A 23,458-nucleotide genomic window follows, 5' to 3' on the forward strand; every position below is an offset into this window, starting at 1 on the left:
TCCAGCGCGGGCCGCGCGCCTTGTAGAGCCGCCACAGCTCGCGCGGGCTCTTGTCCGTGTCGGCGTGGGGATTGAAGAAACGGCGCCCGTCCCAGTGGTCGGACGGGACGGCGGGAAAGCGGGGCTGGCTGTCGTCGCGCGGCATGACACGAGAAGTGGGGTGGTGCGGCGGCTTTGGCTAGACCGCCGCCTTCCGCGATGCGGCAAGATTTCAGTGTCCGACACGGAAACAGTTCGCGAAGCGGAATGTCGGTCAACTAAAGCACTGAAAGCGTTGCGTTTTTTGGGGTCTGCCCTGCAATAAGCGCGCGTGTGGTATTAGGTATACCAGGGCATATTGGTCTCAACGAACAACCCCCCGATAACGCCTCCCAACGATTGGAGACCATCATGAACAGCTCGACCTACACCCACATCGGCAGCGACCGCGCCCCGTCCTCCGCCCTCCAGGCCGTCCGCGAATTCCTCGCCGCCTGGCTGCGCGCGACTCCGGCCTACATCGTGTACCGCGCCATCAACGAGCGTTGATGCGCGAACGCTCGGTCACGAGCGCTGAATGTTGAACGGGGGCGGTCCAGCGACCGCCCCCGTGCTGTATCAACGCGGTGCGTCCCGGTTCAGGACGCCGGCGTGAAGTTCCGGATCCAGACCGGCGCCAGGGTCGGCAGGGCCAGCGCCCGTTCCGCCACGCTGGACAGCTTCGGGCAATGCTCCGCGAACCACGCGCGGCGGGGCCGCCAGTGCACCATCGCCCCGACGTAGATGTCGAGCGCGCTGAAGCGCTCCCCCAGCACCCACGGGCCGTCGCCCAGTTGCGATTCCAGCCAGAGCCACAGCGTCTTGCGGTGTTCCTCCATCGCCGCGCCGAGTGCCTCCGGCCTGTCCGTCACCCAGCGCTCCGGATGGTCCCCGTAGGTGAAGGTCGGGTAGACGTTCGCCACCAGCCAGACCAGCAGCCGCAGGAAGGCCGCGCGCTCCGCTGCGTCCGGCGGCGGGGCCAGCCCGGCGTCCGGGTGCCTTTCGGCCAGCAGCAGCGCGATGGCCGCGCTTTCCGTCATCACCGTCCCGTTCGGCAGGATCAGGGTGGGAACCTGCCCCAGCGGGTTCAGCGCGAGCAGCCGTTGCCGCGCCTCGCCCGGCGCGTCGAAGCCCGCGACGTCCTCGAAGACGAAAGGGACGCCGCACTGGACCAGCATCGCCTCCACCAGGACGGACCCCCAGCCGGGGGCCCCATAGAGCCTGTAGTCCGCTCCGCTCATTCCCGATCCCTCCCGTCTTGGGGTGCCTGTTCCGCCGCCAAAGCCCAGAAGGACTCCGCCGCCGGGCTCTGGCGTGCGCGCGGGCGGTAGAGCCGCACCTCCACCGGGATTTCCCAGCCCGCCCCGCCGGCCCGCACAAGCCGTCCCTGCGCCACGTCGTCGCCGATCAGGCTGTCCGGCAGCCACGCCACGCCGCGCCCGTCGCGGGCCAGCGTGCGCAGCACCGCGGCGAGGTGCGAGGTGAAGACGGTATCAAGCGCCAGAGGCGCCGGAAAGCCGCCGCGCGCCGCCGTGACGATGCGCCCCATTCCGGATTCCGGACTGTAGGCGAGATGGGGCAGGGCGGCCCCGCCGCCGGACAAGGGATGCTTAGGCGTGCCCGCCTCGTCCGGCGCGCAGACCGGCACCAGACGGTCGCGTCCCACCGCGGCCGAGCGGAAGGCCCCGGCCTCCAGCCGGGAGGGGGCCGCCGCATGGGCGTGGCACAGCAGGAACTGCGCCTGTCCCTGCATCATCACCTGCTCGCAGGCCTGCATGCTGTCGGACAGCAGGTGGATGGCGCCCAGGCGCGCCTGTTCCTCCAGCCGGCTCAGCCAGGTCGGGAAGAAGGTCAGCGACAAGGCGTGGGTCGCCGCGAAGCGCAGCGCCGTGGCCGCCGCGCCGCCGGCCAGCCGAGCCTCCTCCCGCCCCTGCAGGAGGCGGCGCACCGTCTCGTCGGCGAAGGGGCGGAAGCGGCGCCCGGCCTCGGTCAGCCCAACCGGCTGGGTGCTGCGGTCGAACAGCGGCGTGCCGGTCCAGTCCTCCAGCGCGCGGATGCGGCGGCTGAAGGCCGGCTGGGTCAGGTTGCGCCCCTCCGCGGCGCGGGAGAAGTTGCCGCACTCCGCCAGGGCGAGGAAATCCTCAAGCCAGTTCAGTTCCATCGGTGACTCTTCAGCCCATGCCGGACGCGCATCATGCGATTTGAAACTGGCATTGGCCCGGCGGTCCCGTCCATCCCTATCCTGCGGCCCAGGGCATCGGAAAAGCCAAAGGGAAGCAGCGCCATGCGCATCGTGGAGATCCGGGAAAAGACCGTCGGCATCAAGTCCGACATCGCCAACGCCTACATCGACTTCAGCCAGATGACCTGCTCCACCGTGGCGGTCATCACCGACGTGGTGCGCGACGGCAAGCCGGTGATCGGCTACGGCTTCAATTCCAACGGCCGCTACGGCGCCGGCGGCCTGATGCGGGAGCGCTTCATCCCCCGCCTGACCTCGGCCGCCCCCGACAGCCTGATCGACGAGGCGAACGGCAACCTCGACCCGTTCAAGGTCTGGGCGCGGCTGATGACCAACGAGAAGCCGGGCGGCCACGGCGAACGCTCGGTCGCGGTGGGCACCATCGACATGGCGGTGTGGGACGCCGTGGCGAAGATCGCCGGCAAGCCGCTCTACCGCCTGCTCGCCGACCGCTACCGCGGCGGTGTCGCCGACGAGTCGGTCTGGGTCTACGCCGCGGGTGGCTACTACTACCCCGGCAAGGGGGTGGAGGCGCTCCAGGACGAGATGCGCAGCTACCGCGACCGCGGCTACAAGGTCGTGAAGATGAAGATCGGCGCCACCTCGCTGGAAGACGACCTGCGCCGCATCGAGGCGGTGCTGGAGGTGGTCGGCGACGGCCGGAACCTCTGCGTGGACGCCAACGGCCGCTTCGACCTGAAGACCGCCATCGCCTACGCCGAGGCGCTGAAGCCCTACGATCTCTTCTGGTACGAGGAGGCCGGCGACCCGCTCGATTACGCGCTCCAGGCCGAGCTGGCGAACCATTATGACCGCCCCATGGCGACCGGCGAGAATCTGTTCAGCCACCAGGACGCCCGCAACCTGATCCGCCACGGCGGGATGCGCCCGGACCGCGACTGGCTGCAGTTCGACTGCGCGCTCAGCTACGGCCTCGTCGAGTACATGCGCACGCTGGACATGTTGGCGGAGAACGGCTGGTCGAGCCGCCGCGTCGTGCCGCACGGCGGTCACCAGATGTCGCTGAACATCGCCGCCGGCCTGCATCTGGGCGGCAACGAGTCCTACCCGGACGTGTTCAAGCCCTTCTGCGGCTTCGCGGACAGCATCGCGGTCGAGGACGGGCGCGTCCGCCTGCCGGAATTGCCGGGCATCGGCTTCGAGGACAAGGCGGAGCTGTTCCGCACCATGCGGGAGGCGCTGGAGACGGCGGCCTGAGCTTGCGTCCACGCCGGGCCGCGCCCTGTACGGGCGGTATAGGGCGTTGACTCGCGCCGGATCGTCCTCACATGCTGTTGCGGTGTTCAACAGTTTTGAAAGGAGGTGATCCAATGTCTCATGGAGCCAAGCCGGTAGCCGTTCTGTTCGGTCTCGCCGCCCTCCTGACGGCGGGGGTCGCCAGCGCGGATTGCTCCTCCAGCCACAGCGCCAGCGCCGGCACGCAAAAGCCGGCCAGCGACACGGTCGCCACCGGCGACCGGGCTTCGGGCAGCACCCGCGGCTGATACCAGCAACGCAACACCGGCAGCACCATGCCGAACGGGCCGTTTCCCACCTGGGAAGCGGCCCGTTTCTTTTTGGCGTCCGGGGGACGGGCCGAAGGTTCTCGTTCCAGTTTGTCCAGATAGTCCTGTCATCATGTTGTGCCCTTCTGGTCCATGAAAGATTCGTGCACGAATAATGCTGTCTCGGACGCGGTGAGGTACTGCGGTTTCCACGGGCGTTCGGCCCCACGAAACCTCAACGACGTGGAGACCTCATGCAGTACCGACACAGCTTCGGAATCGACTTGGGCTCGACCTGCTGCGGCAGCCTTCGGCACGACTCCCGACGGACCTTTCTGAGGGTCGCCGCGCTGGGCGCCGGGGCCGCGCTGATGGCGCCGCTGACCTTTGGCGCCGCGCGCGCCGCCCGGCCCGCCGGCACGGTGGAGGCGCTTCTGCTCTCCTGCATGGATTACCGGCTGATCGACGACATCGGCCGCTACATGGACGGGCGCGGGCTGACCAACCGCTACGACCATGTGATTCTGGCCGGCGCGTCGCTGGGCGCCCTGACCGACCAGAAGAAGGCGTGGGGCGAGGCCTTCTGGGACCATGTGGCGGTCGCCAAGCAGCTGCACGGCATCCGGCGCGTGATGGTGATGGACCACCGCGACTGCGGCGCTTACCGCGTCTTCCTGAACGAGGATATTGGGGCGGACCCGCAAAAGGAGACCGCCGTCCATGCCGAACAGCTCCGGGCGCTGGGCGCCGCGATCAAGGAACGGCACCCCGACCTGGAGGTGGAACTGCTGTTGATGGCGCTCGACGGCCGCGTCGAGTCCATCGCCGAATCCGCCTGAGGACGGGCGGACAATCCCGTGGCGCCGGGGAGCCGGGTCCCCGTTCCTCCGGCGCCGTTATAATTCGTATGCGAAATAGTCGGTTGAGCGCGGTCCCTCCTTTTGGTAAACGCAAGGTAAGGATGTGGCCGGCGTGGTAGCGGGACACCGTTGCCGCGGGTATGACGGCGTGCATCGGACCCGGGGTGCCATGCGACCCATGGGAAGTGCAGGGTCGTGCCGTTCCCTTCCGCCGTGCTGTTCCCGGGCTGCCGATGAGCATTCTCACACGCCTTGTCCTTCTCGTTCTCCTCGCCAGCCTGCCGGCCATCGGCATCCTGGCGCACAACAGCCTGACCGCCATCGAGGCGGGGGAACGGCAGGCCGAGGCGGAAGCCCGCCGCCTTCTGACGCTGATCCAGGACGAGCAGCAGCGGGTCGTGGAGGGCATGCGCGGCGTGCTGGTGACGGTCGCCGAGATGGCGCCGCGGCTCGCCGTCGACCCGCAGCAATGCTCCACCACCCTGAACCGCCTGCGCGGCCGGCTGCCACGGGTCAAGGGCATCGCCCTGACCGATCTCGACGGCTCGGTCCGCTGCGCCAGCGATGCGAAGCTGAACGGCCTGATGGTGGCGGCGTTGCCGCACATCCGCATGGCGCTCTACGGGCAGGGCTTCGTCGTTGGGGATTACGCGGTGCGGCGGCTGGACGGGCGCCCCGTGCTGCCCTTCGCGGCGCCCTACACCGATGGGACGGGCCGCATGGCGGGGGTGGTGTCCATCGCGCTCGACGCCGGATGGCTGCGCGAGTATCTGGCGGAAAAGCCGCTGCCGGCGAACGCCATGCTGGTGCTGGCCGACCGCAACGGCACGCTGCTGGGCCGCTTTCCCGGCAGCGACGACCAGCGGGTGGGGATGCCGCTGCCCGAACCGTTGATGGCCCTGCTGCGCGCGCCGTCCGACGGCGTGGCGGAGGTGGCCGGCCTGGACGGCGAGCCGCGGATCCTGGCCTACGCTCCGGTGGACCAGAAGGTTCGCGAGCTGTTCCTGGCGGTTGGGCTGGATCGGACGGAGGCGCTGCGCCCCGTCACCGCCGCGGCCGAGCGGAGCGCCTTCCTGCTGGCGCTGGCGGCGGCGCTGTCCCTGGCCGCGGCCTGGGCCGGCGCGCGCCTGTTCGTGCTGCGCCCGGTGGCCCGGCTGAAGCGGGTGGTGGAGCGGTGGAGCGCCGGGGACCGGGGCGCGCGGATCGGTCGGCCGGGCGACACATCGGAGATCGGCGCGCTGGGCCGCGCCTTCGATTCCATGGCGCAGGAGCTTCAGGCGCGCGAGCAAGCCCGCGACGCCGCCCACGCCGCCGAGCACCGCATGGCCGCGATCCTCGCCGCCTCCACCGACGCGGTGGTCGAGCTGGACCATGAAGGCCGGGTGACCTTCGCCAACGACAAGGCGGCGCGCCTGTTCGGCGACGGCGGGGACCTCGTGGGGCAGGTCTTCGTCGCCTTGTTGCCGCCCGGCGTGGCCGAACCATTCGCCGCGCGCCTGCGCGACGCGCTGGACCGGCGCGAGCCGGAGGAATTCGAAATCCGGCTGGCCGGCGGCGAGGAACGGGGCGCCGGCGACTGGTACGCCCTGCGCCTGTTCGCCACGGGCGACCGGCTGGCCGTCTACGCCCAGGACGTGACCCGCCGCAAGGAGGACGAACGGGCGATCCGGCGGGCCGTGGAGCGCCACCGCTCCCTGCTGGAAACCGCCGCCGACGCGATCCTGCTGGTCGACGCCAAGGGCACGGTGCACACCTACAACCGCGGCGCGGAGCGCATCTTCGGCCATGGCCCGGCCGACGCGGTCGGGACGGACGTGGGCCGGCTGATTCCGGGCGGCCTCATTTCGGAGCCTCTCAGCCCGGACCGCTTGGCCGACGGCATCGCGCGCGAGGTCGAAGGGCGACGGCGCGACGGGCTGGCGGTGCCGCTGGAGCTGTCGCTGTCGTCCTGGAGCGACGGCGGTGATCGCTTCTTCACGGCCATCCTGCGCGACATCACCGAGCGCAAGCGCACCGAATCGGCGCTGCGCCGCGCCAAGGACCAGGCGGAGCGGGCCAACCGGGCGAAGTCGCGCTTCCTCGCCGCGGCCAGCCACGACCTGCGCCAGCCGGTGCAGTCGCTGTTCTTCCTCACCTCGGCGCTGGGCGAGCAGATAAAGGGTGGTCCGGGCCACGGCACGCTGACGACCATGCAGCAGGCGCTGGAGGCGCTGAAGCGGCTGCTCGACGGGTTGCTGGACATCTCCAAGCTCGACGCCGGGGTGGTCGAGCCGGTGACCACCAACGTGGCGATCCAGCCCCTCTTCGAACGCCTCGCCGCCGAATACGCGCCGGAAGCGGCGCGGCGCGGCCTGACCCTGCGCGTCGTCCCGACCACGCTCCACGCGCGCAGCGACCCCATGCTGCTGGAGCGGGTCGTCCGCAACCTGCTGGACAACGCCCTGCGCTACACCGGGCGGGGCGGGGTGCTGCTGGGCGTGCGGCGGTCGCGCCGCCGTTTCCACATCGCCGTGTGCGACAGCGGCACCGGCATTCCGCCGGACCGCCAGGAGGATATCTTTGAGGAATTCACCCAGCTCGGCAACCCGGAGCGCGACCGCGAGAAGGGGCTGGGTCTCGGCCTCGCCATCGTGCGGCGGCTGTGCGCTCTGCTCGGCCATTCCGTGGCCCTGCGGTCGCGGCCGGGCAGCGGATCGACCTTCCTGGTCACCGTCCCCGCCGCCGAGCCGCCGAGGCCCGCCGTGACGACGGTTCCCGCGGTCGGCCGGACGGAGGGCGGCGGGTGCCGGCTCGTCCTGATCATCGACGACGAGGTGATCATCCTGATGGGGCTGCGCGCCATGCTGGAGGGCTGGGGCTACGAGGTCATCGCCGCCACCGCCGGGGACGAGGCGATCCGCCTGCTCGACGAGGCCGGGCGGCGGCCGGACGTCATCCTGGCCGACTACCGGCTGCGCCACGGCAAGACCGGGCCGGAGGCGTTGCGCGCCATCCACGCCCATTGCCGGGCGGCGATCCCCAGCATCATCCTGACCGGCGACACCGCACCCGAACGCATCGTCGAGGCCCAGCGCAGCGGCTTCGCCATCCTGCACAAGCCGGTGTCGTCCCATCACCTGAAACAGGTGGTGGCCGAGGCCGGGAGCCGCTGAGGGCGCCCGGCTTCTTCGGTTCGCCTTCAGCGCGCCTGGACCAGCGCGTGGCGCTTGCGGCCGGCGGACAGGCGGATGAGTCCCTCGCCGTCGAGGTCCGCCGCGGTCAGCAGCGCCGCCTCGTCGGTGACGGGGGTGCCGTTCACCCGCGCCCCGCCGTCGCGGATGAGCCGCCGTGCCGCCCCCTTGGACTCGGCGAGCCCGGCGGCGGTCAGCAGATCGGCCAGCCGGACGCCGGCGACGAGGTCGGCGCGGGCGGCCTCCACCGTCGGCAGGCCGCCGCCGGGCTCGGCCTCCTCGAAGACCCGGCGGGCGGTTTCCCCGGCCTCGGCCGCCGCCGCCGCGCCGTGGCAGAGGGATGTGGCCTCATGGGCGAGGATCTTCTTGGCCTCGTTGATCTCCGATCCCTGGAGCGCCTCCAGCCGGGCGATCTCGTCCAGCGGCAGCTCGGTGAACAGGCGCAGGAAGCGGCCGACGTCCGCGTCCTCCGTGTTGCGCCAGAACTGCCAGAAGTCGTGCGGGCTGCGCCGGTCGGCGTTCAGCCACACCGCCCCCGCCGCCGTCTTGCCCATCTTGGCGCCCGACGCGGTGGTCAGAAGCGGCGTGGTCAAGCCGAAAAGCTCCGTCCCGTCGACGCGGCGGGCCAGTTCGATCCCGTTGACGATGTTGCCCCACTGGTCCGACCCGCCCATCTGCAGCCGGCAGCCGTGGCGGCGCGACAGCTCCAGGAAGTCGAAGGCCTGGAGGATCATGTAGTTGAACTCCAGGAAGGTCAGCGGCTGCTCGCGGTCGAGCCGCAGCTTCACGGAATCGAAGCTCAGCATCCGGTTGACGGTGAAATGGCGTCCGATGTCGCGCAGCATCGGGATGTAGCGCAGTTCATCCAGCCAGTCGGCGTTGTCGACCATCACCGCGCCGTTCGGCCCATTCTCCAAGGGGGCGTCGCCGAAGGACAGGTACCGGGCGAAGGCCCGCCCGATGCCGGCCATGTTGGCGGCGATCTGCGCGTCGTCCAGCATGGGGCGGCTGGTGTCGCGGAAGCTGGGGTCGCCGATGCGCGTGGTGCCGCCGCCGATCAGCACGACGGGCCGGTTGCCGGTCTTCTGGAACCAGCGCAGCACCATGATCGACACCAGATGCCCGACATGCAGGCTGTCCGCCGTGGCGTCGAAGCCGATGTAGGCGCCGACCGGCCCCTGGCGCAGCAGGGCGTCGAGGCCCGACAGGTCGCTGCCCTGGTGCAGGAATCCGCGCTCGTCGAGCACGCGCAGGAAGTCGGACTGGAAGGGGCTGGAAGCGGCGGGGGTCGCCATGGTGCTGATCTCCGGAAGGGAAGGGCCGCGTTCCGGGGATCATCTGTCGAAGCACATGCCGCCGGTCAGCGGCGGCATGGTTCATATGGTCAAGACTGAACGCGCCGCCCTATGGGAGCAGCGTATAATAGCGGCTGAAATGGTGCGTGCGCGTCGTCATGACCGCGAAGCTAGGCACGCGAGGACGGGCCGTCAAGGGCGATCGGTTCCCACCCGCGTTCAAAAAGAAGGAAAATGTTCCCTTTACGTTCCTTTTCCGCGCCGTTATCCTCCTCCCATGGACGAGATTTCGCGGCAGGCCCTGAAAGGACGGGGGGCGATCAGCAACCTGACCTCCCGTTACGAGCGGGAGACGCGGGTGCTGGCCGACGACGGCTGGGGCGAGAACGAAGCGCTGACGGAGACCGTCCCGACCCAGGTCTTCGACGACACGGCCCGTTCGGTCCTGTCGAAGAACACGTCGCCCGACGTGATCTTCGAACGGTCGGTGAACCCTTATCGGGGATGCGAGCACGTTATATAAAGTCGGGGCGCCCGCCCGAGAGCTGTAGATGCTGAGGCATCATTCAATGGAGCGCTGGGTTAGTCAAGAATGGCAAAACATGCACATTTTAAAAGCGTATCACTTGAATCAGATACATTATAGCACAAGATAGTGGTATCATAAAAAAATGCGTCACGGTGCCTGTATGCACAGAGTTTCCGTCTCTCCGGGCTTTGCCGTTCTACCGCCATCTGGTCAGCGAAAGCCATGGCACAGCGACACACTCCAGAAAGAGGGGCATCCCGCAATCTGGAAGGACGGGAAGCTGCTGGAAGAGGCCTGCCGTTGGCTGAACGAGGAAATCGTTCCAACAAGAGAGAGCCCGAAAACCTGGGCGCAAGCCGCTCAGAGCCTCTTGACCTGGCTGGATTTCCTCGAAGCTGCCGACATCGACTGGCGGCACGCCACCAAGGACGATCTGACCGCCTATCGTGATGCGTATCTCGGCGCGGTCTCGCCGCAGACCGGCCAGGAGTACTCTCCGAACACCGTCCGGACGCGCATGGTGTATATCGTTAATTTTATTAATTTTGCGGTCGAGCAGGATTGGATCGACAGCGATCTCCGTGCCGGTTCTAGGATGCTCCCGCCCCGGCGTCACCGGCCAATCGATTCCGACGCTCTCGCCCATATCCGGAAGGGCGCTCCGCCAGTCGTCGAAGAAGCCGCCGCGTCGGCGGTTCGGCTCAACAAGCTTCTCCCGAAGGCCGGGCAGGACGACACGGTGCGCGTGCTGCGAAGGGAGGAACTGAACGCCCTTCTCGGCTGGGCCGGTCCGCGGCCCAGCGAACGAACGCCGGAGGACGGCGGGAGCGACCGCGACTATATCGTCTTCGCATTGGGGTGGGCGGTTGGCCTGCGCGTGCAGGAAGTCGCGGACGTCCCAGTCCTGCCTTTCCTCGAAATGGTGCCGAACCCTCAGTTCCTCGGCGAATTTTTCAAGCTGTCGGTGAGGGGCAAGGGCAACAAGACGCGCCCGGTCGACGTGCCCGCCTGGCTGGTGATTGATATACAAGCGTACATTGATGGCGAGCGGCGGCGGGCGCTGCACAAGCGCGGACGGAACGCTCGGGAAAGCCAGCTCATCCTCAACAGCGAGCACAGCACGCGCACCGGGCGGCCGATGACGAAGGCGGCGATGCAGGCCTTGATGGAGCGGGCCTGCGAGAGGGCTGGCCTCATGATGCAGAACGAGCGCGTCAACCCGGAAACCGGCGAGGTGGCGGTAACGCCTGTGCCGCGCTTCTCAATGCACTGCCTCCGGCATACCTACGCTGTGATGACCTATCACAATCAAATCAAGAGCGAATACTCCAATCTGGATGCCTGGAAGTACATCCAGGAGCAGCTGGGTCACAAATCGCCCCAGACGACGATCAATACCTACCTCAAGCACCTTTCCACCTGGGCGGATGTGCGTCAGGCCCGGAGCCTCCTGGAGGTGTTGGGCCGATGAGCAGGAAGCGGTTAAATGTCGCGGCCTCCCTGCTCAAGCAGGCGAAGGCACGGGCCGTGGCAGCACCCGACAACGTGGTTGCGCTCTCGCAAGAGACTGCCAAGCCTGGGGCGGAAGCATCGGCCACGATCAGCGCGCTCCATTCCCGGATCGACGAAACGCCCGACCCTGAAACCGGCGCGCCCCGCCTGCGCGTCATCATCCCAGGCGGAAAGAAGCCAGAAGTATTTGACCTGTCTCGCCTTCTGACGCAGCCAGACCTCGCCCGGTTCCTCGCCGAAGGCTTCCGGCATTGGGCGGCTACGATCAGTTCCATCACCCGTTTGGAGAAGCGCAGGCTCCTGAACTCTAATATCGGCGATTTCCTGGCGACTCTGAAGACGCCAACGTCGCCGACCCAGATCGACCGAACATTCTGGTCCGGGTTCGTTCGATGGCTGGACGGGCCGAGGCGCAAGAACGGCCAACCGTGGGCCCAGGAGACCAGAGCTGACGTCCTCGGTATCGTTAGGCTCTGCATCGAGGCACTGCGCGACCACCCGGAGCATGGGGCTATCGCGACGCATCTCATGGAACGATCCGGCTTTCCGTTCAATTCCTGGCCGGGCAGACACACGAAGATCGTCCCAACGCCTGTGCTGTCGCAATCAGAGAAGCGCGAGATGCTACTGGCCTGCCTGGGCGAAGTCGCCGCGCTCCAACGACACCTGGACGAGCGGGAAGCCATCCTGGAAACCGGCCGAGCCCTGCTGGAGGAGGCTCAGGCGGAGGGACGCGCGCCACCCTACCGTCAGGAGATCGGCGTCTGCGCGGCGCGCCTCACAGAAGCCTTTCCCGACCGGCTGGCCAGATATGAGGACTTGCAGGCCCTCGATCCGGTGCTGCGATATGCGGTGAACGATAAGCACGGCATGCTGGCGGTCCGCCGGCTGCTCTACGCGACATTCCGCGACATAGTGCCCTTTGTCCTGCTGATCGGGGTCAAGACAGCCTTCAATCCCGACACTATTCTCTCCCTGACATGGACACGGGTCCAATTCTCCGATGATAGGCGGTCGGTCACCTTCCTCGGTGTCAAGAACCGCGCCACCGATCTCCAAGTCAGCGTTAGCCCGACCGAAGCCCCCGACGATCAAGATTTTCCTGCTGAACCGGGCGCGAGGGGCGGATTGGCCGACCTTTTGGACCTGCTGCGTCGTCTGACCGAAAGAACCCGGGCCATCCTGGCGAACCCCGACCATTCCGACCGGCTGTTCATCGGCGTGCCGGTCCAGAGTGGCTCTGTCGCAAAGGCGTTCCAAAGCGCAATGGGGCCCTCCTGCTCCACGGCTTGGCAGTATAGCTTCAAGCAGTTCATCGCGGATCATGGCCTGACGCCATTTACCCTTAAAATGCTCCGCCCCACCGAGGGGGAGGAGGAGTGGCGGCGCACGGGCGACCTGCTGGCCGTGCGGGACCTCCTCGGCCAGAAGAGCATCGATACGACCCGCAGACACTACACAAGCGACGGCATGCGGCGGGAGAACCAGGAACGCGTCGCCGAAACCCAGGCGCTCTATCACCGGTGGGCGAGCAGCAAGGGGCGCATCGACCCGAGAAAGAAGCCCGAGCAATGTCGGTCGGCGGCGACCCCGGGCTTTGGCTGCCTTGATCCCTTTGACAGCATCCGCCCTGGTCAGCGGAAGGGAAGGCTCTGCGACGCTTACGGCGAGTGCCCGGATTGCCCCTTGGCTCAGGCTTGGCCCAATGATCCGAAGGCGGTCGTCTACTACCTCGCCCTGTCGAAGGCGATCCATGACGCCCGGCTGGGGCGCGTCTCCGCACGGCAATGGGCCGAGAAGTGGCCGCCCATCCTTAGAGCCCTTAACAGTTTACTGGCGGAGATTCCTCCCGAGGTCCGGGCCGAAGCGTCCCGGTTCCGTGTAAAGCTCAAGCCCGTCGGATGATCTAGATGCCTGCTGTCGCTAACCAAACTAAATTCCAGGCGACGACCACCGCCATTCTCGCGGCCACGGCGGAAGCGCCGCTGCACCTGCTGCGCGACCGCGAAAGCCTCGCGTTGGAGCCCGTGTCCAGCAAGAGCCTCTGGTCATCCGCCAAGTGGGCGTTCGACAACACGACCCACGGGGCGGGGGACGCTGCCATTATCTGGGACCTAGTCCTCCCGGACGGACGCAGCCTGCTCGATCCGCACCACGCCGACCTGCTCGACTGGCTGCGCCGGCTCGTCTGGTCCGCCTATGCCGCCCCCGGCGACGGCGCCAGCGTGAAGAAGCCCGGCACCCTGGGACAGATCAGCGCGGGCCTGCGGTACTGGGTCGCCTGGCTGGTCGGTCGGGAGATCGCCTGGCCGCACGAGATTGACGCGACCGTGGTCGCGGCCTACACGGCGCACCTGCAAGAGGAGGCCGAGGACGACGCTGACACGCCCTTACTTACGGAAGCTGTCGCCAACAGAAGGTTGTACCTATTCAGCCTTCTCTGGCGTCAGCGGTTCGCCCTGAAGGAGGCGGGGATCGCTCCCATGCCGGCTCCGCCGTTCGGTAGGGCGGGCGTGTTCAAGATCGCCAGGAAGATCGCTGCTGTGGCAACGGGGAGCTACCGCCCGCTGCCGGACGAGGTGGCGATCCCGGTGCTGAACAAAGCCATGGCGATGCTGGGCGCGCCCGCGGATGACGTCATCTCCCTGTCGGACGCCTGCGCTGCAGCCTACGCATCGGGCATGGCTGAGAACTTCGGACCTGATAGGCGAAAGTTCCTCGCGGTAAGACAGCAATTGGCAGCCGCCAGGGTGTTCCAGTTTTCCGAGGTTGACGGTTGGCCCTGGCATGCGCCGCTCGATCCCGACGATTGGGATGCCGCTACGATCACCGTCGCCGAGCAGAAGCTCCTAGCCTACTTGGAGGCCCGCTGTGCCGAGTGGCGAGCGCAGACGGAAAGCCGGGGGGAAGTCGCCGGCCAGGAACCACGCCCGACGTTTCCAACGTATCAGTATCGTGGTCAGCTTTATGTAGATCTTTGCCGGGTCGTCCTGGATATGGGCCTCAGGCCGGGCGACAAGCAACTGCTCTGCCGGCATCCGCGGCTGCATGCGTTGCTTGACGCTGCCGCCCAGGAGCAGGGTCTGGGCTCGGTCCCCCTGAATGGCGTCATCCAGCGGGTGCGCCAGCTGGTGCTGTCGATCCGCTCGGCGGCCCATCTCGTGATCCAGGCGATGACGGGCATGCGGATCAGCGAAATCTGCGGCCTCAAGGCCAGGATCGATCCCTTGACCGGCCTGCCACGGTCGGTCCAAGTACAGGACAGCCTGAGCGGGCTGGCGGAGGTGTTCATCCTCACCTCCGACCTTTCCAAAACCGAAGAAATACCCCGCGCCGTGCCCTGGGTCCTGGGATACCGCCCCAAGGGATCGACGGAACTACCCCCCGCCGTGCAGGCGATCATTCTCCTCGACCGGCTGCTGGAACCCTGGCGCACCCTACTCGACACAGACGACCTGTTTGTCAGCTTCAGAGCCCTTCAGGGCCTCCCCAAGAGCCACGCCGGCCTCGGTCGCATCAGCAGCGAGCGTCTGAGGGGAGGTGTCAAAGACTTCATCGAGGAATGGGTGGACCTGACCGCCCTGCCCGACGAGGCAGCTAGGCCGACCATGGACAAGGAGCTGGTTTCCTACCGCGAGAGCCACGGCCGCAACATCAAAACGCACCAGTTGCGGAAATGCTTCGGGTACTTCGCGTCCAACGTCGACCGGCGCCTGCTGCCGATGTTGCAGATGAACTTCCATCACGTGTCGGCAGCTATGACGGACGGAGGCTATACCGGCAATCCCGTCCTAGAGCGAGACATAAACGATGTTCGCCACCAGAGCCTCGCTCTGGAGACGCTTGAGATCGCCCGAGGCAAGAGCGGGATGGCCGGACGCCACGGCGAGCATCTCCAACGGCGGATCGTCGCCGACCTGGGTCCGCGCATCGAGGGACTCTCAACTGAAGACGCCTACCTCGAGGCCTGGGTCTATGTAGAAGAGGCGGGAATCCACCGGCTGTTTTTCGAGCCTTACGGGATATGCGGTGCCTTGAGCGCCTCCGAAATGGCCTGCCATGAGGTCGGGGGTACGATTGATATCGCGCGGTGGAGCCATCGGCTGACGCCCAACTGGAAGACCCGCCGGCCTAGTTTGTGCGCGGGGTGCAAGTCCTTCGCCATCGCGCGGAAGCACCTGCCCTACTGGGAGTCCCGCTACATCGACAACGCCGCCCAACTCCGGATTTTCGAGGCGCTTGGACATGCGGGGCCACTGGTCGCTGGTGCGAACGAACTCACCCGGGCGCAAGCCCAGCAAGCTTTGGCGATTTGCCGCAAGCTGGGAGCCGACCTGGAAGACCTTGAGCGCCGCCTGATGGCTGAATTGACGGAGATGTTGAATGCCGCGTAGGAGAAGCAAGACGCGGGACCGGATCGAGCAGGATTTCCTCGACGCGATCGAGCGCCTGAAGGACGGCCGGCCACAGAACCCGGAACTGCGCGAGAAGGTCCGGAAGGGCAAGACCGTCAAGATCAACATCGCGACGGTCGCCCAGGAGGCGGGCCGCGCCCGCGGACTCATCGGCATCGAGAACTGCCGCTATCCCGAGGTGCGCCAGCTTGTCTTGATCGAGGCAGACACGCCCGGCGTCGCGCCGGGAAACCGCGATGACGTAATCAAGAAGCTCCGAGCGGAGATCGCCGAACTGCGGATGCGGCATGTGCAGGCGGAGGCTCACGCCGCTTACCACTTCGACTTGAGGACGAAGGCAGAGAAAAAGGCCGCCGAATACAAGGGGCGATACGAGCGGTTGAAGGCGAAGGTCCCAGCTGTGGAGGGGGGCGACCAGGGCAAGGTGGTGCCGATATTCCCGGAGCAGGAGCAGGTCGATGCCGAGTGAGCAGAAGATCGCGCGCTAGCAGGGGTCACACCATAGAAAGGGCGAAAATATACGCCGCCATTATCAACCAAACACAGTAAAACATAGCTCTTCCAGCGTTTACGTGCGATTCTCAGCCATCAAGTGCGGAGGGGACGATGGGATCGGTGCTGGAGGAACTGACGGCCATTCGAACCGTGGCGGAGATGACCGAAGCGTTCCGCGACGAGGCGCGGTCCCGCCAGTTGGTTGAGGCGATGGTGTGGCCGAACGGACGGCTCTGTCCGGCCTGCGGCTCGCGGCGCTCGATCACCCTGGCGGGGCGAGACACGGGACGACGGTCCCGGCCGGGGCTTTATCAGTGCTGCAATCCGGACTGCCGCTTCCAGTTCACCGTGACGACGCGAACCCCATTGCATGGAACGAAGCTGCCGTTGCGGACTTGGCTCATGGGGCTGTGGTTCATTCTGCAATCGGACAAGGGCATCTCGTCCATCCGTCTGGCCGAAGCACTCGGCGTCAGCCAGCCAACGGCATGGCGAATGGGCCACGTCCTGCGGCTTCTGGTGTTGCGTGACCATCCGCTGGGTGGGACGGTGGAGATCGACGAGTTCCATTTCGGCGCCAAGCCGCGTCGTGACCCCAACCCTCCAAAACTGGGGCGAGGACGCAAGGGCCATCCCCGCACGACGAAGACACCAGCCCTCGCGGTCGTCCAGCGGCCAAGCAGCCGGAAACCGGGGACACCGGCGGGCGAAGCCCGTGCCGCGGTGGTCGCCGACCTGTCGCTCGACGAGGCCGAGCGGGTGCTGGAAACCGCTGTTGATCCCGACGCGCACTTGATGGGCGACGAATGGAAGGCGTTCGTCGCCATCGGCAGCGCATTCGGTGCGCACGATACGGTCCGCCATTCCCAGCGCGAGTATGTGCGCGGCAGCGTGCATGCCAACTCGGCCGAAGGCTTCAACGATCGTGTCCGGCGCACGATCGCCGGCGTCTTCCATCACATCAGCCCCGACCACGCCGACCTGTACTTTGGCGAGATCGCGGTTTCCGCTGGTCCCAGCGCACAGTGGCAGGTCAGGCCCAACGCCGGACACGAAAAGGGCGGACGGTGATCCAAACCCTCTGGTCCCGTGTTCCCCCAGCCCTCCAGCTTCCTGCCGTCTTTCGTTACGCTGTCGGGCGCCAACTTCGGCGGACCAAGGACGGTGGGATCAGCATCCGCTCGGCCATAGCTGTCTTTGATTGATAATGGCGGCGTATATTTTCGCCCGTTCTATGGCGTCACCCCTAGCAGGGCGATGCCGTGCTCCTGGCGGGCCACCAACCGCGCGGCTGCTGGCTTGCCGTTCAATGCGCGCTCGAGATCGAAGATGGCGTCGATGCGCCTCACGGCCTCCAGCGTCAGTGGTGCGATTGGGGAGGCATCCTTGCCGCGTCTGGGGGAGTATTGCCGAGCTACGTCCACGGAGTGCTCGCCCTTCTTGAGAAAGCTGGCCGACGAGACGTGCAGCAATCAGGCGGATAGCTTCTTCGCCCGTCTCCACCGCGCCAAGTGGGGCCAGCACCACCGCATCGGCGGGAAGTATCTGGCCCGCTAAGCCGCCGAGATGGCTTGGCGCGAAGATCGCCGCCGGGAGAACAACGGGGAGCAGTTTCGCGCCGTGGGTTTACGCGCCACCGCGCTGCCGTATTCGTGGACTGGTACGGGTATTGGCCGCGCGGCCGGGCGTGGCTACCCTTACCAGTTGACCAAACGAAAATGAATCCATAATAGTCGAATAAAAGCATTCGATCCGTCATTCTGCGGTTGTGCGCGCGCCTCTTTCGGAGACTCTCACTCATGAGCCTGATAGATTTTCGTTCGTTCTCGTACTTCCCGGCCTTCAGATGCTCCAAAGGAGAGCACAACGGCTATGTTAAGCTAAGCGATTCTGATAAGAAGGCGATCATTCCGATTGCAGAGTTAGATAGGCAAGGGAAAAGCGATAGTTTGGCGCCATCAATACATAGGGTTAAAGCGTCGATCGGTGATCAGCCGTTCATTCTTGATCTTTGCAAAGACTATGCTCCCGAAGTTTATATTTCAAAAGACCCAGCAAATCCGGAAGCCGATAAAAAGCGCGTAGAAAAAGAGACAGCGTCCAAGGCTGCATACGATGCGCTCATCGATGACCTGCTCAATCCGAATAATGGGTTTGAGAATTGGAGAGCATTTGCAGCGAAATTCCAATCGGCAATTCCTGCTGTATTGTATCGAAATCTGGCGGACGAGTTGGCGCATGTCATAGTTCAGGCCTACAGTTTTGCAAAAGAAAAAAGAAATTTTGCGCTGCGCTTTCAAATGGACGCTGATGATATGGCAGTTGATCTTATAAAGATCATAACACCAATGCTGACTAGAGCAGGGCAAATGCTCATTGTCATCGACTGCGGGCAGGGTCGCATAAACGTAAAAAAGCGCGCAACTGTCGCCAAGAAGATAATGGAAAAAGCGAATCACGTTATTGGCAATGATAACTTCCGCAAGGTTAGATTTGTCTGCATGAGTAGTAGCTTTACGCAGCCAAAAAAAGAAAATCTTGAAGAATATGAGTGCCTTGACTGGGATTTGTGGGCACTCGCAACGTCAGGCGCCTCATGCGCCTTCGGAGATTATATGAGCGTTTATCGTCCCAAGCCAGCGGACTATATTAGCGGAGATATAAAGCCAACCGTCGTATGCCCACTTGATGATAAGTGGCTTGTGTATCGCCACAAGAACAACAATGATGTCAAGGGATGGAGGGACGGCGCTCAGATTGTGATGAAGCACATCGAATATGCTCCGGCTCCAGATGTGTGGGGAATACGTATCTTGGAAAGAACAGCTAGGGACGATAAATCATTCCTCGAGCCAAAGCACTGGATTGCCGTTAAGGTAAACATACACGTCCACAGACAGATAAAATTGGCGTCCTCCCGCTGCAAGTAGGCGGAATGGGCGGCAAACTATAAATGCATTGCCGTTCTTCTTTGCTTTAGCGCGGTCTTTGCCTCTGATCTCAGGGTGTCCACATCTACACACATCACCAATTTCTCCACTAAATCTGCATGCCTCAACCTGACCGAAAAGCTTTCTCTAAGACCAAGACGGATCGCAATATTGTCAAGTTCCGATTTATGAAGCATATAAAGGATGGAGTCCGCACGGGCATGGCAGTTATGACCTGACTCCCTAATTAAATCTGCCTCAATCTCATGCCCTTTATGCAGCATGAGAGCGACACCCCACCAATTTGGGATGATAGTGGTTGCCTCTTTAATATGCCGGTCAGTCGTTACAAGATATACGCGATCAAAAACCCCATTGTACGACTCAGCTTGCCGTCTAAGGCGCGTCAGAGAATCAACATCACTCTTAATCTCAAAGCCCGCCAGTTCGCCATTCACGACAGCTAAGTCTATCCGCGCAGAAGGTCTCGGGATCTTCAGTTCACTGAGGAGCCAAGCATCTGGGCACGCGGCATGCCGTCGCTTCAGCCACCCGTGAAGCGATGCTCGAATATCCCCGTCACGGAGAGGCGTGCCAGAAACCCACACTCTGAATGTTCGCCGCAGACGTTGATAATATATAAAGATATCTTTATGTGGGAGTCGCGTCAACCCTGTTCAGGCGGCTATCAGGCCATGGGTGTGTTTGCTACCGAATGCCGGAGGTGCTCGACGACGTAGCCGCGGCATACGTCGTGGACGCGATCCTGGTCCCACCGCACGTGGCTGAGCACGCGCTGCGTGCGCCGGGGCCGGGCGTCGCCGATCTGTTCGGCCAGTTGCCAACTGTTCTTGCGCTTGGCGCCGCCGAGCAGCCCTTCCAGGTCTTGCGGGCCTGCTGAGGCGGCGAGGCATGCGTAAACTCAATGAAAACGCGGCCGAACAGATCAACGAGCCACGCCGGCCAACCCGTCAACACGTCCAGGGCTGTGGTCACGGAAGCCTCCAAAAGCGGAGACTCCCTTCAACAGGTTACATCCTCCAGTCTCACAGGCTCAACTGTAGGACCAGTTCATCGAACGCTGCCCGCATCGCTCGCAGCGGGTGCTTGTGCGGAATCCGTTTCTCCTGCGGCACGTAGATGAACATCGCGTCTTGATGCAGCCGCTTTCCACGCATCCCCATAACGACGCTGACTATCACAAAGGCAGAAAATCACAACCACGCCGCGTCGGAAAGGGCGCCTTTCATTGGCATTCGAGGTGCATTGAATAGATATGGCGCAAATGATACGTGTAGGGGTGTCTCTCTTATGAGGTGTTACGTGAGCCCAGCGCCCATTGTCATCGATCTTGTTGAACCCACCGACGTCGTCCTGATCTCGGAGCCCGATAAGCGCATTCAGCGCGATGCCACGGAGCATGCGAAAGCGTTGCTGACGCGCTTCGTCCAGAACAAGATGCTCGGCAAGGAAAGCAATGAGCCGAAGGACGAATGGGTCCGAGATCGCGTCCACAATGCTATCCTGGTAAACGGATCCCGAGGGAGCGGTAAGACTACTTTCATAAGGAATATATTTAATGACATACATAAGTCAAAAGATGGTGCGCTTGGCGGGCTTGACGTTCTAGATATCATCGATCCGACTCTTGTGGAGGGAAAAGAAAACATCATTATCACGATCGTCGCCCAGATCGTGAAGAAGTGCATTGCGCACTACAATAACAGGCAGGTTCCACCCAAGGGGGACGACAAATACAGCCAGTTCAAGGATGCTCTGAAAAAGCTTGCCGGCGGCTTCTCCCTGCTAGAGGGGGTAGGATCGGAACGCGCCTATGATGCCAGTTGGGACGACCCTCAGCATGTCATGAACCACGGCCTGGAGCGGGCTCTTAGCGGTTCAGAGTTTGAGCAGTGTTTCCATGCGTTCATCCGTTACGCGCTCGAATTCCTTGGCAAATCGGCGTTCGTCCTCGCCTTCGACGACATCGACACTAAGTTCGAAAAGGGCTGGCCTGTTCTGGAGACGATTAGAAAGTACTTGACGACACCGCAAATTATCCTTCTGATCTCCGGAGACTTTGGCCTCTATTCACAGCTCCTGCGCCGGGAGCAGTATCTGAACCTTGGTGATAGCTTACTGCGGCACGACCGTCCTCATCGGGATCACCATGGGGATGACAGCCTGATGCCTTGGGCGGCCGATCCACTGGTCCGCATGGTGGACAGGCTGGAAGAGCAATACCTGCAAAAGGTGCTGAAGCCGGAAAACCGTATCACACTGTCCACTCTCGCGGAGATCGGAGGCGTACGTACGGGCGGGCACGAAATTATTGTCAAGACTTCAGACTCTTCCCGAGAACTGAACATCACGAAATTCATCGACAGACTTCTGGAAATTGTCATCTTCGTGACAGACAGTGGTGACGCTGCACTGTACCGACGCGCAATTTTGAGCCAGCCGCTACGGACGGTTATCCAGTTCTTGGCGGCCGGCGACAAGGTCGTCGCGGAAGGCGATGATGTCAAACCTGAATCACTGAACGAATTTCGCGCCAGCTTACCGAATATCTTCGCATCCGCGCTGTACCACAAGAACCTCGATCCAATCGCGATCGGAAGTGGCGATCCTGACGCCCTGATCGCGCAAATGATTGCTTGGAGCGAGACCACCGACAGTTGGGAAACAGCCTACCGCCTGCGGCCCGAATACGGTGACGCAGACCAGAACATGGTGGCGATCGTTTTCGCCAGTCAATTTGCTAAGATCTTCAACGAAGCGCCAGGCCAAGCGCTTGTATACATGATCAAATTGGGCCTCACGCGGGAGTTCATGCTTCAGCGTAGGGAAGTGAAGTCACGAGCGATCGTCCAGGCCCTAGGGCTCGACATGCGCGAACGGCCGTCGACTGTGGCCCGCCGCGCCATCGGGGTTCAGCGATCTCTGTCTCGCCGAGAACTAGGACTTGATCGCGGCACTGTCCCGGTGAGTGGTGCTAAGATCGACACCCCTAACATGGTTAAGCACCTTTATGCGGGGAGAACAGCAAGCGGTAAATCGGGTGAAGTCGTTGCGTTCTTCAAGAAGCACGTAGGAGAATTAGATAAAAGAAGCAGAGAGTTCGGTTGGCGGCCTATCCTGGCCTGGTGGAAACTAGCCAAGGAAGGGTGGCGCGATCCAGGGCCGTTGCGCGGATATGTCTATAATACGGTGAGTAGCCTGAAACAAAAATTCGGTCGAGCGCAGGTCATGCACCTAGTAGCCTGTATCATGTCTGATGCGCGCTCTCAAGATCGTGCCCATGTATCCATTTTCCCGCTGATCGCCTCCTTGGCAGAGTTCCTGGAGATTGGTGTGGAGAACGATGATTCCGAACGCCTCGCGCAAGTTCAGAAGACGTTCGTTCGCCTATGCCAGTTCCGTTCCTATCCCGCCCCCAGTTTCAATATCGCATTCGGAACCGCTACGGAGACGCCTGTTAGGCAATCCAAACCCAGGAATACAGATGATGTGGACGAGGATGAAGCTTTCGACGAAGAAATTTCACCGAACATTGGTGAGTCTCTCGCGGAGCAGGATCTTGAGATGTTCTTGGAATATTTCGACAAGTGGCTGAAAGAGTCTTCAACGATGCGTTTGAGGATGCCGCCGAGCATATACAGCAGGATCATCACGCGCTTCTATTATACACTGACGCGAATGGACGAAGAGCTGACTGCTGGGGCGGTCTATACCGGATCGATGCTTCACCGGCAGATTATCGCTTTCCTGAATTCGGTGCTCGTTGAGGAAATGCTGGCAGCCGGTGTCAACCGGAAAATCATCCCCAAGAGAGCAAATTCACCCTCGACGGCGGAACCGGTGCTCGACAATCCCACGACATCGGACACATCGTTCTGGCAGAACTTCCCCTTCAAGAACGTCGCGTCTGCCGACAATTACAATGGCAGTGCTGATGTAGATTTCAACGGCCTTCCACTATTCAAACTTATTTTCTCCTGTCCGCTCTGGGCATTTTTCCTCATGCCGCAGACGGTCGTCGCCCGGGGCAACAAGGTTCAAGGGTGGAAAATTCTCGACCAGCAGCTCCGTTGCTGGTTTGGCGTCGCTCCCGATGATAACGAGATGAAGCGACGACGTAGTGCCGTTGAAATTACAGACGGCGAGATCGGCCCGTTTGACAATCTCTGGGCCCCGCTGAACTCTGTGCCTGTCCTGAAGTCAGGCGCAATGCAGCGCGCTGTTTGGGAGCCGAAGCCTATCGATCCATCCGACTTGCTTCCGAAAGAGCAAAGGGCTGACTCGGAGAACGCTCTTGCGGAGGGCGCCGAAGCGAAGGAGACCGACGACATTCCTGGAACGGATGATCCACAGCCTAGGAGACCAAAGCGCGAGGCGCGCGAAAGGGGACGCAGATCCGCTGATGAGCCAGTAACCGCTCCAGAGCCGGGCCACGTTAAACCGGACAATGGACAGGTCGGCTGACT

At 63.6% G+C, this 23,458-nt stretch carries 18 protein-coding genes and 1 pseudogene; 15 read left to right on the plus strand and 4 right to left on the minus strand.

The window, feature by feature from the left end; translation table 11 throughout:
• Positions 1–390: 390 nt before the first annotated feature.
• Positions 391–528: a hypothetical protein gene (locus GBZ26_RS05960; protein ID WP_014197745.1), complete on the plus strand. Its 138-nt coding sequence runs from the start codon at positions 391–393 to the stop codon at positions 526–528.
• 89 nt (positions 529–617) lie between these two features.
• On the opposite strand, the gene GBZ26_RS05965 is transcribed toward GBZ26_RS05960, so the two are convergent.
• Both GBZ26_RS05965 and GBZ26_RS05970 read right to left on the minus strand, forming a co-directional pair.
• Complete coding sequence (locus tag GBZ26_RS05965; RefSeq protein ID WP_174438048.1) at positions 618–1,259, minus strand: glutathione S-transferase family protein; 642 nt, start codon at positions 1,257–1,259, stop codon at positions 618–620.
• Positions 1,256–2,179, minus strand: a complete 924-nt coding sequence (locus tag GBZ26_RS05970; RefSeq protein ID WP_174438049.1) for a LysR substrate-binding domain-containing protein — start codon at positions 2,177–2,179, stop codon at positions 1,256–1,258. The genes GBZ26_RS05965 and GBZ26_RS05970 overlap by 4 nt, the downstream gene beginning before the upstream one ends.
• 123 nt (positions 2,180–2,302) lie before the next feature.
• Between GBZ26_RS05970 and GBZ26_RS05975 the strand changes: the two genes are divergently transcribed.
• From GBZ26_RS05975 to GBZ26_RS05990, 4 genes are all read left to right on the plus strand, one after another.
• On the plus strand, positions 2,303–3,478 hold the full coding sequence (locus GBZ26_RS05975; protein WP_174438050.1) for a mandelate racemase/muconate lactonizing enzyme family protein: 1,176 nt from the start codon (positions 2,303–2,305) through the stop codon (positions 3,476–3,478).
• Positions 3,479–3,591: 113 nt separating this feature from the next.
• The gene (locus GBZ26_RS05980) at positions 3,592–3,765 is read left to right on the plus strand and encodes a hypothetical protein (protein WP_155903579.1); all 174 of its coding nucleotides are present in this window, start codon (positions 3,592–3,594) and stop codon (positions 3,763–3,765) included.
• 254 nt (positions 3,766–4,019) lie between these two features.
• Positions 4,020–4,604, plus strand: a complete 585-nt coding sequence (locus GBZ26_RS05985) for a carbonic anhydrase (protein ID WP_174438051.1) — start codon at positions 4,020–4,022, stop codon at positions 4,602–4,604.
• A 254-nt stretch (positions 4,605–4,858) separates the two neighbouring features.
• Positions 4,859–7,777: a PAS domain S-box protein gene (locus tag GBZ26_RS05990; RefSeq protein WP_174438052.1), complete on the plus strand. Its 2,919-nt coding sequence runs from the start codon at positions 4,859–4,861 to the stop codon at positions 7,775–7,777.
• A gap of 26 nt (positions 7,778–7,803) precedes the next feature.
• Here GBZ26_RS05990 and tyrS read toward each other — a convergent pair whose 3' ends face one another.
• The gene (gene tyrS / locus GBZ26_RS05995) at positions 7,804–9,090 is read right to left on the minus strand and encodes a tyrosine--tRNA ligase (protein ID WP_174438053.1); all 1,287 of its coding nucleotides are present in this window, start codon (positions 9,088–9,090) and stop codon (positions 7,804–7,806) included.
• Between the two features lie 277 nt (positions 9,091–9,367).
• Here tyrS and GBZ26_RS06000 point away from each other — a divergent pair, with 277 nt between their 5' ends.
• From GBZ26_RS06000 to GBZ26_RS06035, 8 genes and pseudogenes are all read left to right on the plus strand, one after another.
• The gene (locus GBZ26_RS06000; protein ID WP_174438054.1) at positions 9,368–9,613 is read left to right on the plus strand and encodes a hypothetical protein; all 246 of its coding nucleotides are present in this window, start codon (positions 9,368–9,370) and stop codon (positions 9,611–9,613) included.
• A gap of 376 nt (positions 9,614–9,989) precedes the next feature.
• Entirely contained in the window at positions 9,990–11,090 is a 1,101-nt protein-coding gene (locus GBZ26_RS06005; RefSeq protein ID WP_174438055.1) for a tyrosine-type recombinase/integrase, read from the plus strand.
• A complete protein-coding gene (locus GBZ26_RS06010; RefSeq protein WP_174438056.1) occupies positions 11,087–13,036 on the plus strand; it encodes a hypothetical protein in 1,950 nt (649 codons plus the stop codon). Before GBZ26_RS06005 ends, GBZ26_RS06010 begins: the two co-directional genes overlap by 4 nt.
• A gap of 5 nt (positions 13,037–13,041) precedes the next feature.
• Entirely contained in the window at positions 13,042–15,525 is a 2,484-nt protein-coding gene (locus GBZ26_RS06015; protein WP_174438057.1) for a hypothetical protein, read from the plus strand.
• Positions 15,515–16,015: a hypothetical protein gene (locus GBZ26_RS06020; protein WP_174438058.1), complete on the plus strand. Its 501-nt coding sequence runs from the start codon at positions 15,515–15,517 to the stop codon at positions 16,013–16,015. The genes GBZ26_RS06015 and GBZ26_RS06020 overlap by 11 nt, the downstream gene beginning before the upstream one ends.
• Before the next feature lie 137 nt (positions 16,016–16,152).
• A pseudogene (locus GBZ26_RS06025) lies at positions 16,153–17,246 on the plus strand (IS1595 family transposase).
• A gap of 235 nt (positions 17,247–17,481) precedes the next feature.
• Complete coding sequence (locus GBZ26_RS31065; RefSeq protein ID WP_222070345.1) at positions 17,482–17,598, plus strand: transposase; 117 nt, start codon at positions 17,482–17,484, stop codon at positions 17,596–17,598.
• 242 nt (positions 17,599–17,840) lie between these two features.
• Entirely contained in the window at positions 17,841–18,971 is a 1,131-nt protein-coding gene (locus GBZ26_RS06035) for a beta family protein (protein WP_174438059.1), read from the plus strand.
• Between the two features lie 17 nt (positions 18,972–18,988).
• Here GBZ26_RS06035 and GBZ26_RS06040 read toward each other — a convergent pair whose 3' ends face one another.
• Complete coding sequence (locus tag GBZ26_RS06040; RefSeq protein WP_174438060.1) at positions 18,989–19,579, minus strand: sce7726 family protein; 591 nt, start codon at positions 19,577–19,579, stop codon at positions 18,989–18,991.
• 116 nt (positions 19,580–19,695) lie between these two features.
• Here GBZ26_RS06040 and GBZ26_RS06045 point away from each other — a divergent pair, with 116 nt between their 5' ends.
• Entirely contained in the window at positions 19,696–19,872 is a 177-nt protein-coding gene (locus tag GBZ26_RS06045) for a hypothetical protein (RefSeq protein ID WP_174438061.1), read from the plus strand.
• A 422-nt stretch (positions 19,873–20,294) separates the two neighbouring features.
• The gene (locus GBZ26_RS06050; RefSeq protein WP_174438062.1) at positions 20,295–23,456 is read left to right on the plus strand and encodes a hypothetical protein; all 3,162 of its coding nucleotides are present in this window, start codon (positions 20,295–20,297) and stop codon (positions 23,454–23,456) included.
• Positions 23,457–23,458 lie beyond the last annotated feature (2 nt).

Origin of the sequence: Azospirillum formosense (assembly GCF_013340925.1) — a bacterium.
Classification (GTDB): domain Bacteria; phylum Pseudomonadota; class Alphaproteobacteria; order Azospirillales; family Azospirillaceae; genus Azospirillum; species Azospirillum formosense.